The organism is Pseudomonas azotoformans (genome assembly GCF_001579805.1).
Taxonomy (GTDB): Bacteria; Pseudomonadota; Gammaproteobacteria; order Pseudomonadales; family Pseudomonadaceae; genus Aquipseudomonas; species Aquipseudomonas azotoformans_A.
This window is the reverse complement of the sequence record NZ_CP014546.1, coordinates 5,523,717-5,541,419: the sequence shown is the minus strand read 5'-3', so window position 1 is coordinate 5,541,419 and position 17,703 is coordinate 5,523,717. Positions and strand designations below refer to the sequence as shown.

Below are 17,703 nucleotides of genomic sequence, written 5' to 3'. Positions count from 1 at the left end.
ATGATCTTCGGCGTCACCGCTCCGATGGCTTTGTGCATCTGCTTTAGGCAGAGCAGGTTATAACTCTGTGTCTTCGGCGCTTTGCCGGGGATGATTTCTCTCTCGTATCGGTCGAACAGCTGGCCCAGAACAACATTCTTCTTTGGCACAGGCTTGCAGTCGAAAGGCAGGCAATAGCCTTGATGAAAGGGATCTTCATTTTGGTTGCTCGAATTGGTTTGTTGTAGTGAGTATGGTCATGAGCTAGGTGTCATTTTGATATCATTTGTGCGAACCTTCGCGTCAGCTTTCAGGCTCGAAAACAGCTGATAAATATCTCTCGAAAGGAATTCGGCATGACCACAGAAAAAGACGAAGACAGCTCCTCCTTGATGAAGATGGTGGAAGCCATCGCCATCAGCCCGCAGGACGCCCGCGAACTGGTTACGCAATATGAAAACCAGGCACGCAGCTCGGCGCCGTCCGCCACGGACGAAAAGATTCAAGACGCAGTTGTCGACAAAATTATCAGCCGTTATTCAAAGCTAGCAGCGACCTCTGGCGCAGCCACGGCTCTTCCGGGTGTCATTCCCGGTATCGGCACTGTGGTGAGCGCTGTTGGGGGAGGGCTAGCGGATATCTCGGTGTGCATGAAGCTGCAGATCGATATGACCATGTGCCTGGCGGTGGCAATAAACGGCAAGATGTCCAACGAAGATGCCAAGCACATGTCGTACATCATCGCGTTATACGGCTCGCTGGAGCAGATGGGGTCTTCAAGCGCAACCAAAATCGCCAGCAAGGCCGGCGTGCGTATGGTGTATCAATATTTGAAGGGGCCGACGCTTCAGGTCATTAAGGAACTGTTCGCGAAAATCGGCATCTCGTTCACTCAAAAAGCCGCAGCAAAAGTGATTCCGTTCGGAATCGGGGTCATCGTCGGCGGCACGGCGAATTACGCTCTCACCACCTACGTGGGGAAAACTGCTCGCGACACTTTCCGCTTGAGTCTGAAGGAAGAGGCAATTGCGGAGTAACTACCTGCGTTAACTGGGCGGTGCAGGAGGCCCGTCGAGTTAATACATCTTCTCGATTGACACCTTTTGGCCGATTCTGTTGAAAAGGTCGGCCATGGTTTTCTCCTTAGAAAAGTACTCGCTTGATAGTCAAACTTTTGCGTTGAGCAGAGTACGCTGGGAACAGATTTCGCGTAGCGGCTCGCAAAAAAATGGAATTTCTGCGGTCAGTCTAGAAGAATCGACGTTTGCAACAGAATCGTCAGATAGACGCCCGCACGATTAATCAGAGGGGGTTGAGAACGGTTAGCAATATCTTGATGAGTTCCTCGTTCCGGTCGAGTGTGTCCAGAACTCCTCGCACCTTTTCGGTGATTCCCGTAACGCCTCACTGCTCAACTCAGCTCGTCAGCTCCATAATGACCGCTTCAAGGGCGAGTTAGTTTTCGGTGATTTTGGACCGCAGGAAAGGGAGTAGTTCTTAGTTCGGCATAGCTGTTCCTCTGTGGAGCAGAAAGGGTAGCAGCAGGTTTGCAATGGGGGCAACGCTCGGTCTGCAGGGCGGCGGGGAAGGGTTGACAGTTCCAAAACTAAAAATCCACCCCTTGTGGAGTGAGGCTTTAAGGCCTAGTTGCTACTGGTGAATTAGGGAACTCCGTGAGCCCTCAAGGCCACAGCCCGCTGGAGTTTGCAAATCGGTCTCGAAAACCGGTGGACGTTAATAGCGTCTCCAGGGTTCGAATCCATGGGTTCCCGCCAAACATGAACGAGAAATCCCGCGAGCCAGAGGCTTTGCGGGATTTTTTATGCCTGCGATTTCGTTATCGCCGGGTGCGGTATCCCCATAGTGCATTGCCGATGTATGTCGATGAAAGAATTGACCCGACATCCATGGCAGGAACGCACAGATGAATTGCAACGAACCGATAAAAAACGACAATGCGCGGGGCATCGATGTGTCGCGCTGGCAGGGCGATATTGACTGGAGCCGCGTTGCGAAGGCGGGCATCACCCATGCAATCGCCAAAATGACGGAGGGTGGAGACTACACCGATCCAAAATTTGTCACGAACTTTCAAGGTATGCAGGCAAACGGTTTGAAAGCCGGGGTCTATCATTATTTCCGTGCCTTGAGCAGTACTCCGTGCGAGCAGTTGAACAACATCAAGGGGCGTTTGGCCGAGGTGGCGTTCAAAGCCGGGCGGGATAGGCTGGTGATTGATGTCGAGACCAATCGCAACGAAGGTGCCAGCCCGGATCAGATGGCCGATGCCCTGTTTCAGTTGGTGACGCTGGTCAGGGTTTCGCTGCTGGAGGGGGCATACCCGCATATTTACGCCTCTCCCAGCATCTGGAGTAACCGCGTGGCCTGGCGCAAGTACGACTTCAGTGAGTGCCCGCTGTGGATTGCTCATTGGGAGGTGGCTCAGCCCACGGTACCTGAAACCTGGAGCGCCAAGGGCAAAAGCTGGGAGTGGTGGCAGCACAGCAGCAAGGGCCAGGTTGACGGTATTCAGGGGGCGGTAGACTTGGATTGGGTCAAGTCTTAATGGCCAACATCACAACGGCCCCATTCCGGGCCGTTGTTATTGAGGACCTTCAGCATAGGTGCTCCGAAATTTTGCCTATTTGAAGGGCTTGGCGGATGCATGTCTTGCATGGCCCCTATCATCTGCTCTGCGATCGAGCTTTTTCTCGTCATCTCTTTGTTTTTTTACTACTATTACCCGTCTGTGCGCTCAAGGAAGAGAGGCTGAGCGCCTTGAGTCTGGTAGAAATTTACACTCGAACATTGAGTGAGCTATTGCTTTTACCCAGAACCTAACGACTCAGCCAACCATAATTACTTCTTGGTGAAACCGATGGATAAAATGTGTGGCATCGTTGTAGTGGTAGGACTTGCCCTCGCGGGATGCGCTACGAAAACTCCAGAAAAAACTGAAGTGACTCCGCCCCCCGCCGTCGTCCATGAAGTACCACCTGAAGTCGCACCTGCGTCGTCTGCCAATTACACCGTGCGATATGAGGCTGCCCCTGTTGCTGACGCTCCAGCCCATACCTCTCCAGAGGCCGCTCAGCCAGAGTCGGAAACAACTCGCGCCGAGCAATGCCGTAAAGAGCTGGATGTTCTGAAGGTTTACAACAAGCCGTCCTACGTTAAATACGAGGCGGAATACCAAGCCATTGCTGCCAAGACCGCTAAATACATGGAAATCAAAGACTCATTGGGTCCTGATTTGAACTATATGGTCATGCCCGCCTATCAATTTCAAATCCGTGAATTCTGCTTCCGGGTGAAGACCCGTCTGTCTGAGCTTGTGCTGCGCCAAGCCAAGTAATGCAGGCAGACCCACCGCGAGTGCTTCTTGGTCCAAGAAGCTCTGGTGAGTCGCGTAAGGCATTGAAAATGCCCTGACCTGTCGGGGCATTTGCTTGGTGTCGGTCAGTTGCAGCGCAACCTTTTCACCCGATACATCTCCCCATCCGCATGACTCAACAGCGTATCCGCATCCTCTCCATCCCCCGGATAAAACGCCACGCCGACGCTGCAGGACGGCATCTTCACCCCGCCAAACTCAGCGCCCAACGGCTCAGCCATGACCGCCAGGATCTGCGCCACTTTCCCGGCTACTGCGTCCTGCGACTGGATGTCCGTGATCAGCACCGTGAATTCATCCCCGCCCATCCGCGCCACCAGGTCGCTTTCGCGTACGCAGCGCTCCAGTCGTCGGGCAATCACGCACAGTACGCGATCGCCCATGGCATGGCCGTGGACATCATTGATGCCCTTGAAGTCATTGATGTCCAGAAACAGCAACGCAAGCGTGTGGTTGTGACGCCGCGCAGCGTGCAGGGCCTGGTCCAGCCGATCATTGAACAGCGAGCGATTGGTAAGGGCCGTCAGTGGATCATGATGAGCAAGGAAGCGTAGTTCTTCCTCGGCCTGGGTGAGCGCCGTGACGTCCCGTGCGACACCGATCCGCGCACCGACGTCCTTGGACCAGAAGGCCGCCCACAGGATGTGCACGACGCTGCCGTCCTTGCGCAGGTAACGATTGCGGAAGTCGACATGGGGTTGGCCATTCATGACCCGAACAATGGAGGCACGCGTGCGCGCCAGGTCTTCAGGGTGCATGTAGTCGGTGATCAGGGTGCCGGTGAGCTCTTGGGCGCGGTAACCGAGCAGTGCCTCGCAGGCATCACTTACGAAGACAATCTGGTTATCGCTGTCGACGACGAAGACCGTATCCAGCATCAAGTGGATCAGTTTGGGATAAAGGGCTTGCAGGTCAACGGGCATGGGGCATAGGGCGTCCGGTTCAGATGGCCGATCATAGCCCGATCATCACGTAAGGCGGCTAGGGGGATTGCAAATTTTTAATGCCGCTCATGCCAATTGTGCCCCGAGTGTTCAAAACCGCCGGCCAACCGTATGATCGGAGCCAGCGTCTTATCGAGGCGCCGAGACTCACCCCCTATATAAGGACATGAGCATGCAAAAGCACTTCGGCAATTCAGGCCTGTTCAAGGCTGCTTCGTATCTCTGCGACGAAACCCTCGGCTGCGGCATTGCCCGCTGGGCGTTGAAAAACAGTGCGTTGAATACGAAGGAGTTTTTGATATGTCCAAAGAATTACTCGGAGTTTCTGCTCTAGGCTTGATGATCGTTGGTGAGTTTTGTGCAATCTACAGCGAGGTCGTTACCGCCAGGCTGGCCCAGGCTGGCGACGGCTCATGGCAAGCCTTCATCATGCCGGTAGTGGTGATGTGTTTCGCGGGGCTTTGTCTGTTGGGGGCGTATTGGCTGGGTTATCGGGCGGTGGGTGATATCTGGGTGGTCACGGTGGTTTCCGTGACTTCGTTATTGCTGCTGGAGCCGGTCGTGATCTGGGGGCTGTTCCAGGAGTTCCCCGGACGAGGCGCATTGATCGGGTTTTGCCTGGGCGCCTTGGGCATGCTGGCCACTGTCTTGTTGTAGCTGCACGGTCTGGCCCGGCAATCACTTGTCGGGCCAGAGGCGGGGTTGTCGTTGGCAATACCTTCCACCGCCGCAACGGCGGCTGGGTTTTAACGCCGTGAAACGCAGCTCAGCAAAAAAGCTGGGCCACCGAAAGCAGGCAAATCACTTGAACAACCATTTGTGCACGAATTGGATGTTTCATTGCCGTCACCCTCATGTACAGCTGCTGGTGAGTATGCCGTGGGCGATGTAGACAAACGCGCCAGGCCGTTCAAAGGTTGAGATTCCACCCTGGATCGCCAACAACACACGCAACTGTTGCAATCAGTATAGAGCCTGGAAAAAATTCTTCACGTTTGGGCGGATTCATCGGCCCCAGCGGTCTCTGGTTACAACTATCTGCCTGGGGCCACTGCACTTTTCTGGATTTCTCCGCTCTATCCTTGTCCCAGCCCCGCCGATCCCCCGCGTGGGCAGATGAGCCAGATCGGGTGCCGATGGATCGCACGTTTCCTTGTTTCAACCGTCGACGGATTCGCCAGCCTTTGCTGCTGGCAGCCTTGCTGATGCTCTGTGCCGCCGGTTGCAGCCAGCAACAGGGCCGGGATATCGCCAAGCAGTTCAGCAATGGCAAGCCCGATGAGTTCTTCCAGACCAGTGTCGATCGCATGGCGACGCTGGGCATGCGCGACAACCTGCAGAGCTTGTATCTGCTGATGAACAAGCTCTATCTGCGTAATCCCAGCCAGTGGCGGCAGTCGGGGTACCCGGACGCGGTGACCGCAGCGCGGGAGATTCGCCAGGCCATCGAGCAACGTCGATCCCTGCCGGCACTGGGCGATCGTCGTGACCTGGCGGCGCTGAGTTATTCCTTGGGGCCGGACTTCAAGGGCGACCGGGTCGGCGCTTTCATCTATGCCATTGGCAGCATGATCGTGACCGCGCATGGTGGACGCACCGAGTTCTATATCACCGATTCGATCAACCCGCAGTTCGTCAGCAATGCCGCGCGTAATATCGAAAAGGCCACCTGGCTGCTGAGCAAGCGCCAGGATGCGAATGGCGTGCTGCTGCTGTTTTCCAACGAGATTTCGGAGGAGGGCAGCAACCTTAGTTTCGCGGTGGAGTTCGGCAAGATCGTCGCGCGCCTAGACCTGCTGACCCAGATGCTCGATGAACGCTACCGCCGTATCGGTTTGAACTATGCGCAGAGTTTGTTGCTGATGAACTTCCTGCCGGTGCAATAAACAGCGCAGCGTCAGCATAAAGGTGCGGTGTTTCCCTTTCCCACGTAGGAATTGGCCTATCTTGCCGCCCAATGCTTGAAACACCCCTCGGTCATCAATAGCCTCGGATTTTTCTGAAATGTGAGGCCTTTACCATGGGTAAGCGAAAAACGGTTTGGCCTACTGAAAGAGAAATTCGTTTGCGCTTTATCCTGTTTGCCGTGATCGATGTGGCGAGTGTTCAAGGCGTTTCGTCCGATTTGCTACTGCCCGCGCACAAGTTACTGCGTGATTCCCCGACTGAGGCGCAATTGCTGGAGGTACTGGGAGAAATCCTCAGCACTGATGAGATGTATGGATTCCGGTTTGTTCCGGGATCAGAGGCGGAAGAACTGATGCAGGCGCTGAAAATTTTCGATAGTTGAGGATTTTGCGAGGGCGCGACAGCGTCTACGAACCAGCTACAGTTGTACGTACTGTGCTGCAGTTTGGCTTTCACAGTATTTCGATCAATGAACGGAGACGTTTCCAATGAAGAAATTACTGATAGGCACACTTGCAGTATTGTTTTCAACCTTGGCCCATGCGCAGTTTTCTACAGCGGTTCGCCAGGACCAGTCCGGATTGGATGTATTCGCGACCAATACCGACGATAAGCCCCATACTTGTCATATCAGCTTCAGATTTACTACAGAAAACAGCCCTGGAGGTCAAAGTGTTAGCACCCAGGCAACCGCGCACCCAGGAATCCAAAATCAAGTGATTCACTCTACGCGAGGTGGGTGGTCACAGTTCAGCGCGAGTAATGTCAGCGTGCAGTGTAACTAAACGCTGGATTTAGATGACGTTGTCGGGAGGCTAGGTTTTAGCTTCCCAGGTCATGAGGTGTCGATTTTTTACTTCTTCCCAATCCGTTAGAACGTTTATTTCCTTAAGATTGGTCGCTATTCCTTTATCGAATATCCATAGCGTCAAATGAAGAAATACAGCAGTCATTGACGTTGCAATAGTGTCGAAATCGTCGCCTTTACAACCGTTGCAGCTGTTTCCTTAAACTAAGCTTCCCTTCAAACACCCATTCCTGCTGCTCTGCCGCCGTCTTGCGTCGCCGTTCTCCGGCTTTAGAATCGGCGCCAGAACTTGCTCATTTCCTGTCGATTACGGAGTTTCGAAGATGATGAATGCCATGCAGATGCCAATGAACACCGCCATGCCAATGATGCCGATGATGGGCATGCCGATGATGATGGCCACCATGAAATGCGAAATGGCCGCGGATGCCATGATGTGCACCATGAAGCCGGCCGCCGGCATGGACATGGCTCAGTTCAAGACCAACGCCGAAATGATGGCGATGATGATGAACTGTGGCATGCCGATGATGATGCAGTGCGCCAACATGTCGATGATGTGCATGTCGGGCCGATGCCATGGCCATGATGACAGGCATGAACATGATGCCGATGATGGGCATGCCAATGCCGATGATGAAGTGCGTGATGGAATGCACCCTGATGGGTGACAGCATGATGTGCAAAATGATGCCAATGCCGGGCATGAGCATGGACATGATGAAAAACTGCTGCATGCTGATGAACAAAATGATGAACGACTGCGCCATGCCGATGATGATGAGCTGCAACGGCATGCCGATGATGTGCTGCACCTGCTGATAGGTCCGGCGCACTAAAAAACGCCCCGATGATTCGGGGCGTTTTGCATTTCAGTCCAGGCGCTCTGGGTAAGTGATCACCAGGAAGGCCACCGCCTCGCTGTCTGCCGGGTTGCGGTAGCGGTGGGGCTGATCGGCGTAGAACAGGATCGAGTCGCCGGTAGAAAGGAGGTAGCGCTCATCGTTGACGCTGACCTCCAACACCCCTTGGGCCACCACCAGGTTTTCCTGGATGCCGGGCCCGTGGCCTTCGGAAATCTCCTCGCCCAGCGCCCGCAGGCGGATCTCGTAGAACTCTGACTGGCGCGCCGTATCGTAGGGGAACAACGCTCGGCTGATAAACGCACCATCGGCACTGACCAGGCGCTTGCTCTGTTGCGCCGGCAGCACCTCCACCCCCTCAAATGCTCGGTCCTCCAGAAACGCCGCCACCGACACCTTCAGACCCTTGGCAATTTTGCACAGCACCTTGATCGACGGCACGCTACGCCCGGATTCGATCTGCGCCAGCATCGCCCTGCTCACGCCACAGGCGCGCGCCAATCCATCCAGGGACAAATGGCGTTTACTGCGCAGGCGTTGCAGGTTGTGGGCGACGCACTGGCTGATCACATCATCGTCAGTGCTGGGCTTGGGCAGCGGTTCAGGTGGTTCGGGAATCACGTGCAGGAAGTTCATCGGCCTTACGCCCGGCGGGTATCGCTGGACGAGGCGGCTTGAGCGGCAAACACCGCCAGGCCGGCACGCGCTGCGTACATCGCCCACATCAACTCGGCCGCTGCACGCGCTTGGCGGCGTTTACGGTGGAGAGTGAAGTCGATGACGGTGGCGGATACTTGCATGGGGGCGATCTCGGGGTGCGTGGGTGACTCAGTGACTCCACAGTAATGCGTGGCGGTTATTTCTTTAAATACTGAGTTTGCATGTGGTAATTCGATTTCGGACTTAGCAAATAATCCCGATCCGACACTGTTGTCGGAAGGGTCTGGTCCGTTAATAAGGAGTGACCTGGCGGGCGTCCCAGCCTTCCCACCACGTGCCCCCCGAATTCCAAGGACCTGCCCGATGCTGTTGCGCCACCCTCCGTTGCTGTTTGCCGCCCTGACGTTAAGCTCACTGGTGCATGCCGAAGACCTGCAATTGGCCCCGGTCGAAGTCACCAGCAGCGAAGCCAGTGCGGGGGAAGTGGCCGAGGCGCAGCTCAAGAGCGTGCCCGGCGGCACCAATTACATCGACATGGACAGCGTGCAGCAGGGGCGGGTGAGCACCAACGAAGACGTATTCAAGTACCAGGCCGGGGTATACGCCAAGGCGGCGAACAACGAAGGGGTGAAACTCTCGATTCGTGGTTCGGGCCTGAACCGCAGCCCCGGTTCCCATGCCTCCGGCCTGTACGAAATGTTCGACGGCCTGCCGCTGACCGGCCCCGGCGGCACACCTTATGAGCTGAAAGACCCGTTGTGGCAAAGCCGCGTCGAGGTGCTGCGTGGCGCCAACGGCTTTGACCAGGGCGCCTTGGCCCTCGGCGGCGCCGTCAACTACGTGACGCGTACCGGCTACGACGCGCCCAAGCTGCAACTGCGCTATGAAGCCGGCAGCAAAGGTTATGCCCAGCGCGAAATCAGCTCGGGCCAGGTGCTCGGGGATGCCGACTACTACATTGGCCTCACCGACTCCGAGTCCGACGGCTACCAACGGCAGAGCGCCGCCACCGGCAAGGGCGTGGCGGCGAACTTCGGCTACCGGTTCAACCCGGACCTGGAAACCCGCTTCTACTTCCGCTACCGCGAAACCACCAACGACACCCCTGGCAAACTCACGCGCAGCCAGATCAGCCACGACCCACGCGCGGCCAACAGCCTCAACGCCGCCCGCGATTCCAAGCGCCTGCAACCGGGGTCGACCTGGATCGCCAACAAAACCACCTTGCAACTGGATGACAGCTCCCGGGTCGAAGTTGGCCTGGCGTACCACGACTACCCGATGGACCTGCGCGAAGGCACCAACCGGCTGAAAGTCGCCTACACCGACATCAGCAGCACCCTCAATTACATCCGCCAGGACACGCTGTTCGGCCACGACAGCAAAACCACCGTCGGCCTGCGCACCACCCAGGCGATGCCCAACAACGGTGCCTCGGAATACGTGCGCACGCCGGCCGGCAACACCGCTGGCTACGCGCCAGGCACCAAGACCCGTGACTACAGCTACCTGGGCTCCGATACTGTGCTGCATATCGGCAACGACCTCGAACTGGTTCCGGACCTGTGGCTGACCACCGGCCTGGCGGCGATCTACACCCGTCGCGAAACCCAAGTTACCTATCCTGAGGGGCAGGCGCCGCTCAGCCAGCACGACTGGGACTACGCCCCTCGCATTGGGCTGCGGTATGACTTCACCCCGCAACTACAGGTGTACGGCAACCTGAGCCGTTCGGTCGAGCCGCCGCATGCGTGGTCGATGATCTGGGGTTCGAACAAATACTTTCCTAAAAACAGTGGAGCGGCCACCGGCCTGCAGCGTGAAGGCGTGAGCCTGAAAAACCAGACCGCCACCACCCTGGAAATCGGCGGACGTGGTGAAGCATGGCTCGGCCAGTGGGACCTGGCGCTGTACCGCTCCGAAGTGCGCCACGAATTGCTCACCGTGGAAACCCAGGCCCAGACGTCGACCAGCAACGCCATCGTCGCCGAAAACAATGCCAGCCCGACGATTCACCAGGGCGTGGAGTTGAGCCTGCTGAGCCCGTTGTGGGAGGGCGGCCGCAACGGCCAGCTCACCCTGCGCCAGGCCCTACACCTTCAGTGACTTCCATTACCGTGATGACGACCGTTTCGGCGACAACACCTTGCCGGGCATCCCCAAGCACTACTATCAGGCGCAAGTGCGCTACAGCCATCCGACCGGTTTCTACACCAGCCTCAACACCGAGCATTCATCAAAAGTGGCGGTGGACTACGCCAACTCCTACTACGCCGCGTCCTACACCCTACTCGGCGCCACCTTCGGCTACGACGCCCCCCAGCAGGATTGGCAAGCCTGGGTCGATCTGCGCAACCTCACCAACCGCCGTTACGCCAATACCGTCACGCCGGGGTATGACGATAAAGGCCTGGATGTCGCGCGTTCGACGCCGGCGGATGGCCGTGGCATCTACACCGGCGTCTCCTGGAGCTGGCGCTGAGCCCTTGCCCAAACCCCGATTTACTGGCATTGTCTGCGCAATTGGTAACTCTTCCCATTTGAGATATTTTTGCGCATGCATGACATTCCGGCCGCGCTGGGCGACTCCGTCCGGCAGCAGACCCTTACGGCGATGTACAGCGAGCACCACGGCTGGTTGCACGGCTGGCTGCGCAAGAAACTCGGGTGTTCCCAACATGCTGCCGACCTTGCCCATGACGCCTTCATTCGCGTATTGATGCTGGCCGAACCCCAACAGATCAAAGAGCCGCGCGCGTTCCTGGCCACCACGGCAGGGCGGTTGCTGATCGACAGCGCCCGTCGTCGTCGCATCGAAAAAGCCTACATGGAAGCCCTGGTGATCCAGTGCGAAGACGCCGGCATGCCCGACCCGGCGGCCATTCATGTGGCACTGCAAGCCCTGGAGCGCATCGCAGAAATGCTCGCCGGGTTGCCGGCCAAGGCGCGCGAAGCGTTTCTGTTGAGTCGCCTCGATGGGTTGACCTACAGCGAAATCGCCACGCGCCTGGACGTGTCCTCCAGCACCGTCAAAAACTATATCTCCAGCGCCTTGGTGCACTGTTATCACAGCCTGCACCCGGCAGACCCGCTGGCATGAGTTCCGAACAGATCATCCAGCAAGCGGCACAGTGGCTGACCCGCCTGCACGACGAAAACGTCACCGAAGCCGACCGCCAGGCGTTCAACACCTGGCGGTCGGCCGACCCGCGCCACGCCGTGGCTATCGAACGCATGGGCGCGTTATGGGGCAGCCTCGATACGCTGCCGGCCAAACCCGCACGCATGGCCCTGAACCGCGCATTCGCCCCGCGACGTCCACGCGGTGCGCAAGTGGTGGGCTTGCTCGGCGTAGTCCTGTGCGGCTGGCTGGGCCTGCAACACCTGCCGGTCTGGATGGCCGACCAACGCACCGGCGTTGGCGAGCGCCGCCAGATTGCCCTCGAAGACGGCAGCCAGTTGCAGCTCAACAGCAATTCGGCGGTGGACGTGAAGTTCGACGGCCATCAACGGGTCATCGAACTGCTGCAAGGCGAGCTCTGGGTGGACGTGGCCAAGGATGCGCAACGGCCCTTCGTGGTGCGTACCGACCAGGGCACGGCGACGGCTTTGGGCACGCGATATCTGGTCAAGCGTGCGGCAGACGGCACCACGGTGGTCACGGTGATCGAGTCCACCGTCGCGGTCCAAGGTGATGCCAGTGACGGTGTGAAGGTCACCGCCGGCCAGCGTTCGGTCCTCGACCACGGTCGCGCCCAGCCGCCGCAATCCATCGGCAACAGCGACCCGGACGCCTGGACCCGTGGCCTGCTCAAGGTCAACGACCAACCCCTGAGCGAGGTGCTGCAAACCCTCGCCAGCTACCGCCACGGCATGCTGCGCTTCGATCCCCAGGCCCTGCAAAACTTGCGGGTGTCCGGCGTGTTCAAGCTGGATGACACGGCGGCGGCGCTGTCGTCACTGGCGGACAACTTGCCGATCCAGGTGGAGTACTTCACCGACCTGTTGGTGGTGGTCAAGCCGCGTTAGCTTTCGTGCTGGCGCAGGCGCTTGTACAAGGTGTTGCGGCTCACCCCCAGCTCCCGCGCCAGGTGGGAGATGTTGCCGCCCGCCGCCTTCAAGCGCTGGTTCAGGTCGATGCTGTCATCCAGATATTCACTGGTGGGCAGCGGCGGCTCCACCTTCAAGTCCACAAAAAAATCATCCGGCAGGTGCTCTGCACGGATCGGCTGTTCTTCAGCCATGGCCAGTGCCACCTGCAACACGCTGCTCACCTGACGCAGGTTCCCCGGCCACGGATGCTGCTCGAACAGCGCCAGCACTTCGGCGCTCAGGCCCGCCCATTGAGTCGGCTCGCGGTGTTGCTGCCACAGTTGCTGGAACAGTGCCTGCTTATCGGTGCGTTCGCGCAACGGCGGCAGTTCCAGGGTCAGGCCGCCGATGCGGTAGTACAAGTCCTCACGGAAACGCCCGGCCTGCACCAAGTCCCGCAGTGCGCGGTTGGTGGCCGAGATGATGCGCAAATCCACCGGGAACAACTCGCTGCTGCCGACCGGTTGCACGCAACGTTCCTGTAGCACCCGCAGTAGACGCGCCTGGGTTGGCAGGGGCATATCGCCGATCTCATCTAGAAACAGCGTGCCCTTGTCGGCCTTGCGGATCAGGCCGATGCTGCCTTTCTGATTGGCGCCGGTAAAGGCGCCTTTTTCGTAGCCGAACAGTTCCGATTCCACAAGCTCAGCGGGAATCGCCGCACAGTTCACCGCGATAAATGCCTTCTGGCTGCGCGAACTGGCCTGGTGCAGGGCTTTGACGAACACTTCCTTGCCCACGCCGGTCTCGCCGTGGATCAGCAGCGGAATGTCCTTCTCCAGTAAACGTTCGGCCTGGCGCACGGCTTTTTCCACGCGCACATCGCCAAAATGCAAGGTCTTGAGGCCAATCGACGCCGGCTTCGGTGGCGTCGGCTCGGTGAACACACGCGCCTGCACCGGCATCTGCTTGGGGCGTCTGAGCAAGCACTGGAAACGGTTGCGTCCCGCGGCTTGCAGAGAGAAGGGCAGCCCTTCTGGCTGGTTCAACAGCTCCAGCAATGACACCTTGAACAAACTGTCGATCATCACCCGCGACAAGCTGATGCCCAGCAGGTTGTCGGCACGCCGGTTGGCCGACAGCACCTGGCCGCTCTCATCAAAAATCAATAGGCCGGCCCACTGGCTGTCGAGGTTGCTCAGGCCAGTGTTGAAGGTCAGTTGGAAGTGCTCTCCGCGAAACAGGTTGAGGATCAGCCGGTTTTCCACGGTCTGGCTCATCATCTTGACCATGCCCAGGGTGTGGGAGGGCGGCAGGTAGCTGTCGCTGGACACATCCAGCACCGCGATGATTTCGCGCTGGGCATCGAAGATCGGCGCCGCCGAGCCGGTCATGAAACGGTTGGCCTTGAGGAAGTGTTCATCGTGCTCGATATGCACGGCCTGGGCACACGCCAGGGCGGTGCCGATGGCATTGGTGCCGCTGGAGCGCTCCATCCAACTGGCGCCAGGGTTGAAACCGCGCGCCAGCTTGGGCTCGATAAATCGCTGGGTGCCCCAACTGGTCAGTACCTGGCCCTGGTTGTCGGCCAACATGATCAGGCAATTGGAATTGCTGAGGATGTTCTCGTAGTAGGGCAGCACTTCCTGATGGGTGGTCTGCACCAGCGAGTGCTGGCTTTCCAGCAATTGGCTGATGCCCTCGGCGGGGAGTTGGTCGAAGCTGGGCGTGCTCTGATGGTCCAGGCCGAAGGCGCGGCAACGGCGCCAGGATTCCTGGATAAGGGTGTCGTGAGCCAAGGGTTCGGCCATGGGCGACCTTCTGCTTTTTATTGTTTTTATGGGGCCCCGCAGGCGCGGGGGCCTAATTAGTGTTGTTCAGTACTGTTCATTGTCAACCCCCTGAGTGTTCAGTTGTTCAGCCAGAGTTGTTCATTTCTGTTCACTCCTGAACATAGAATTCTTGCCATTTCCTTGCGGATCAAGCACCTGCCGGTTCTGGCACGAAACTCGCTCTAGCTGATTGCCAGATTCATTCCAATAATAAAAAAGGTCGTGTCATGTCATTGACCCTGGAAAATGTCTCCCGCGTTGTCGAAGGCCAGACCTGGATCGACGACGCCACCCTGCGTTTCGAAGCGGGTTCCTTCAACGTCTTGCTCGGTCGCACCCTGTCCGGCAAAACCAGCCTGATGCGCCTGATGGCCGGCCTGGACAAGCCCAACAGCGGCCGCATCCTGATGAACGGCGTGGATGTCACGCAAAAACCGGTGCGCCTGCGCAACGTGTCGATGGTGTACCAGCAGTTCATCAACTACCCGACCATGACCGTGTTCGAAAACATCGCCTCGCCGTTGCGCCAGGCCGGTGTGTCCCACGAGGTGATCCAGAGCAAGGTGCTGGAAACCGCGAAAATGCTGCGCATCGAAAAATTCCTCCAGCGCCACCCGCTGGAACTCTCCGGCGGCCAGCAGCAACGCACGGCCATGGCCCGCGCGCTGGTCAAGGATGCCGAGTTGATCCTGTTCGATGAGCCGCTGGTGAACCTGGACTACAAACTGCGCGAAGAGCTGCGTCAGGAAATGCGCGAGCTGTTCGCCGCGCGCCACACCATTGCCATCTACGCCACCACCGAGCCCAATGAGGCCCTTGCCCTGGGCGGCACCACCACGATCCTGCACGAAGGCCGGGTGATCCAGAGCGGCAAGGCCGCCGAGGTGTATCACCAGCCGCAGACGGTGCTGGCCGCCGAGCTGTTTTCCGAGCCGCCGATCAACCTGATGCCAGGTCGCATCAGCGGCAACGAAGTGAGCTTCGCCAATTTCGTGCACTTCCCGCTGAACGTCGACCTGCGTCCCATTGGTGAAGGCGAGTTCCGTTTCGGCGTACGCCCCAGCCATATCAGCCTGGTGCCGAGCAACGATGACGACCTGGAGTTGGCGGTCACCGTGGAAGTCGCGGAGATCAGCGGTTCGGAAACCTTTCTGCACGTGCGCAGCGAGCATTTCCTGCTGGTGCTGCACCTGCCGGGGGTGCACGAATACGACGTCGACGCGCCGATCCGCGTGTACATCCCCACCCATAAACTGTTTGTGTTCGATGGTCAGGGCCGTTTGGTCCAAGCCCCCGGACGCCGTGTCGCGAGGGTTGCCTGATGGCCGAGATCCATTTGCAGAACCTGGCGCATAGCTACAGCCCTACGCCGAGCGGCCCTGAGGACTACGCCATCCGGGAAATGAACCACGTGTGGGAGCAGGGCGGGGCCTACGCCTTGCTCGGGCCGTCGGGCTGCGGCAAGTCGACCTTGCTCAATATCATCTCCGGCCTGCTCAGCCCGTCCGAAGGCCAGGTGTTGTTCGACACCAAAGTGGTCAACGACCTCACCCCGGAAAAACGCAACATCGCCCAGGTGTTCCAGTTCCCGGTGGTGTACGACACCATGACGGTGTTCGACAACCTGGCGTTTCCGCTACGCAACCAGGGCATGGCCGAGGCGAAGATTCACAGCAAGGTGCAGGAAATTGCCGAAGTCCTCGACCTGCAAAACCTGCTGAGCAAAAAGGCGCGCAACCTCACCGCCGACGAAAAACAGAAAGTCTCCATGGGCCGTGGCCTGGTGCGTGACGACGTGTCGGCAATCCTGTTCGATGAACCGCTGACGGTGATCGACCCGCACCTCAAGTGGAAGCTGCGGCGCAAGCTCAAGCAGATCCACGAGCAGTTCAACATCACCATGGTCTATGTCACCCACGACCAGTTGGAGGCCTCGACCTTCGCCGACAAGATTGCGGTGATGTACGGCGGGCAAATCGTGCAATTTGGCACGCCCCGTGACCTGTTCGAACGGCCGAGCCACACCTTTGTCGGCTATTTCATCGGCAGCCCTGGGATGAACCTGATTGAGGTGCAGGCCGAGGCGGGCGGGGTGCGCTTTGCCGGCACCCATCTGCCGTTGTCCGAAGCCTTGCAGCAACGCATTGCCAACACCGATTACAAGAAATTGCAGGTGGGCATCCGCCCGGAATTCATCCACGTGTGGGACGAGCACAATCCCGACGCGATGCAGGCCGATGTCACACACCTGGAAGACCTTGGCACCTACAAGATCATTACCCTCAACCTGGATGGCGCCATGCTCAAGGTGCGCCTGGCCGAAGACAAACCGGTGCCCGAAGGCAAGGCCTCCATCAGCTTTCCCGCGCAGTGGCTGATGGTGTACGCGGACGATTATCTGCTGGAGGTGCAGCCATGAACAAGGTGCAGAACAACAAGGCCTGGTGGCTGGTGTTGCCGGTGTTCCTGCTGGTGGCGTTCAGTGCGGTGATCCCGATGATGACCGTGGTCAACTACTCGGTGCAGGACATCTTCGACCAATCCAGCCGCTACTTTGTCGGTGCCGATTGGTACAAGCAGGTGCTGCTCGACCCACGTTTGCATGACTCGCTACTGCGCCAGTTCATCTACTCGGCCTGCGTGCTGCTGATCGAAATCCCGCTGGGCATCGCCATCGCCCTGACCATGCCGACCAAGGGGCGCTGGTCGTCGCTGGTGCTGATCATCCTCGCCATTCCGCTGCTGATCCCGTGGAACGTGGTGGGTACGATCTGGCAGATTTTTGGCCGCGCCGATATCGGTTTGCTGGGGTACAGCCTCAACGCCCTCGGCATCAGCTACAACTACGCGGCCAACACCATGGACGCCTGGGTCACGGTGCTGGTGATGGATGTATGGCACTGGACGTCGCTGGTGGCGCTGCTCTGCTACTCAGGCCTACGGGCGATTCCGGATGTGTACTACCAGGCCGCGCGGATTGATCGTGCATCGCCCTGGGCGGTATTCCGACATATCCAGTTGCCGAAGATGAAAAGCGTGCTGCTGATCGCGGTGATGCTGCGCTTTATGGACAGTTTCATGATCTACACCGAGCCGTTCGTCCTCACCGGCGGCGGGCCGGGTAACGCCACCACGTTCCTGAGTCAGACGCTGACCCAGATGGCCGTGGGCCAATTCGACCTGGGCCCGGCGGCAGCCTTCTCGCTGGTGTATTTCCTGATCATCCTGTTGGTGTCCTGGCTGTTCTACACCGCCATGACCCACTCCGACGCCAACCGCTGAG

At 58.4% G+C, this 17,703-nt stretch carries 16 protein-coding genes and 2 pseudogenes; 14 read left to right on the top strand and 4 right to left on the bottom strand.

The features are described 5' to 3' along the window. Nucleotides 1-335: 335 nt before the first annotated feature. The 3 genes from AYR47_RS25325 (at nt 336) to AYR47_RS33060 (ending at nt 3,334) form a co-directional block, all read left to right on the top strand. The gene (locus AYR47_RS25325) at nt 336-1,016 is read left to right on the top strand and encodes an EcsC family protein (RefSeq protein ID WP_033896790.1); all 681 of its coding nucleotides are present in this window, start codon (nt 336-338) and stop codon (nt 1,014-1,016) included. Nucleotides 1,017-1,903: 887 nt separating this feature from the next. Further along, nucleotides 1,904-2,545, top strand: a complete 642-nt coding sequence (locus AYR47_RS25320; protein ID WP_061448888.1) for a glycoside hydrolase family 25 protein — start codon at nt 1,904-1,906, stop codon at nt 2,543-2,545. 312 nt (nt 2,546-2,857) lie between these two features. Continuing rightward, a complete protein-coding gene (locus AYR47_RS33060) occupies nt 2,858-3,334 on the top strand; it encodes a hypothetical protein (RefSeq protein ID WP_237142505.1) in 477 nt (158 codons plus the stop codon). 104 nt (nt 3,335-3,438) lie between these two features. Here the strand turns inward: AYR47_RS33060 and AYR47_RS25310 are convergent, their stop codons facing one another. After that, nucleotides 3,439-4,296 carry a sensor domain-containing diguanylate cyclase gene (locus AYR47_RS25310; RefSeq protein WP_038843682.1) on the bottom strand — a complete coding sequence of 286 codons (858 nt, stop codon included), beginning with the start codon at nt 4,294-4,296 and terminating at the stop codon, nt 3,439-3,441. Nucleotides 4,297-4,489: 193 nt separating this feature from the next. Here AYR47_RS25310 and AYR47_RS32745 point away from each other — a divergent pair, with 193 nt between their 5' ends. The 5 genes and pseudogenes from AYR47_RS32745 (at nt 4,490) to AYR47_RS25290 (ending at nt 7,855) form a co-directional block, all read left to right on the top strand. Then, nucleotides 4,490-4,651 carry a hypothetical protein gene (locus AYR47_RS32745; RefSeq protein ID WP_167351270.1) on the top strand — a complete coding sequence of 54 codons (162 nt, stop codon included), beginning with the start codon at nt 4,490-4,492 and terminating at the stop codon, nt 4,649-4,651. Nucleotides 4,652-4,656: 5 nt separating this feature from the next. After that, nucleotides 4,657-4,974: a hypothetical protein gene (locus tag AYR47_RS25305; protein ID WP_061449481.1), complete on the top strand. Its 318-nt coding sequence runs from the start codon at nt 4,657-4,659 to the stop codon at nt 4,972-4,974. Nucleotides 4,975-5,453: 479 nt separating this feature from the next. Beyond that, entirely contained in the window at nt 5,454-6,203 is a 750-nt protein-coding gene (locus AYR47_RS25300; protein ID WP_033896787.1) for a hypothetical protein, read from the top strand. 134 nt (nt 6,204-6,337) lie between these two features. After that, the gene (locus AYR47_RS25295; RefSeq protein ID WP_033896786.1) at nt 6,338-6,607 is read left to right on the top strand and encodes a hypothetical protein; all 270 of its coding nucleotides are present in this window, start codon (nt 6,338-6,340) and stop codon (nt 6,605-6,607) included. Between the two features lie 749 nt (nt 6,608-7,356). Then, nucleotides 7,357-7,855, top strand: a pseudogene (locus AYR47_RS25290) (hypothetical protein). A 50-nt stretch (nt 7,856-7,905) separates the two neighbouring features. Here AYR47_RS25290 and AYR47_RS25285 read toward each other — a convergent pair. Together AYR47_RS25285 and AYR47_RS32740 are read right to left on the bottom strand one after the other, a co-directional pair. Further along, entirely contained in the window at nt 7,906-8,532 is a 627-nt protein-coding gene (locus AYR47_RS25285) for a helix-turn-helix domain-containing protein (protein ID WP_033896785.1), read from the bottom strand. Between the two features lie 5 nt (nt 8,533-8,537). Further along, nucleotides 8,538-8,696 carry a hypothetical protein gene (locus AYR47_RS32740; protein ID WP_167351269.1) on the bottom strand — a complete coding sequence of 53 codons (159 nt, stop codon included), beginning with the start codon at nt 8,694-8,696 and terminating at the stop codon, nt 8,538-8,540. Nucleotides 8,697-8,919: 223 nt separating this feature from the next. Here AYR47_RS32740 and AYR47_RS25280 point away from each other — a divergent pair. The 3 genes and pseudogenes from AYR47_RS25280 (at nt 8,920) to AYR47_RS25270 (ending at nt 12,585) form a co-directional block, all read left to right on the top strand. Further along, nucleotides 8,920-11,038: pseudogene (locus tag AYR47_RS25280) on the top strand (TonB-dependent receptor family protein). 75 nt (nt 11,039-11,113) lie between these two features. After that, on the top strand, nt 11,114-11,656 hold the full coding sequence (locus tag AYR47_RS25275; RefSeq protein WP_033896782.1) for a sigma-70 family RNA polymerase sigma factor: 543 nt from the start codon (nt 11,114-11,116) through the stop codon (nt 11,654-11,656). Then, complete coding sequence (locus AYR47_RS25270; protein ID WP_061448887.1) at nt 11,653-12,585, top strand: FecR family protein; 933 nt, start codon at nt 11,653-11,655, stop codon at nt 12,583-12,585. The genes AYR47_RS25275 and AYR47_RS25270 overlap by 4 nt, the downstream gene beginning before the upstream one ends. Here the strand turns inward: AYR47_RS25270 and AYR47_RS25265 are convergent. Next, the gene (locus AYR47_RS25265; protein ID WP_033896780.1) at nt 12,582-14,399 is read right to left on the bottom strand and encodes a sigma-54-dependent Fis family transcriptional regulator; all 1,818 of its coding nucleotides are present in this window, start codon (nt 14,397-14,399) and stop codon (nt 12,582-12,584) included. The genes AYR47_RS25270 and AYR47_RS25265 overlap by 4 nt on opposite strands. 248 nt (nt 14,400-14,647) lie before the next feature. Between AYR47_RS25265 and AYR47_RS25260 the strand changes: the two genes are divergently transcribed. Genes AYR47_RS25260 through AYR47_RS25250 form a run of 3 tightly spaced genes read left to right on the top strand, consistent with a single transcriptional unit; the run spans nt 14,648 to nt 17,702 of the window. Beyond that, entirely contained in the window at nt 14,648-15,742 is a 1,095-nt protein-coding gene (locus AYR47_RS25260; RefSeq protein WP_033896779.1) for an ABC transporter ATP-binding protein, read from the top strand. After that, a complete protein-coding gene (locus AYR47_RS25255; RefSeq protein WP_061448886.1) occupies nt 15,742-16,839 on the top strand; it encodes an ABC transporter ATP-binding protein in 1,098 nt (365 codons plus the stop codon). The genes AYR47_RS25260 and AYR47_RS25255 overlap by 1 nt, the downstream gene beginning before the upstream one ends. Continuing rightward, on the top strand, nt 16,836-17,702 hold the full coding sequence (locus AYR47_RS25250) for a carbohydrate ABC transporter permease (RefSeq protein WP_010209674.1): 867 nt from the start codon (nt 16,836-16,838) through the stop codon (nt 17,700-17,702). The genes AYR47_RS25255 and AYR47_RS25250 overlap by 4 nt, the downstream gene beginning before the upstream one ends. Nucleotide 17,703: the final 1 nt, after the last annotated feature.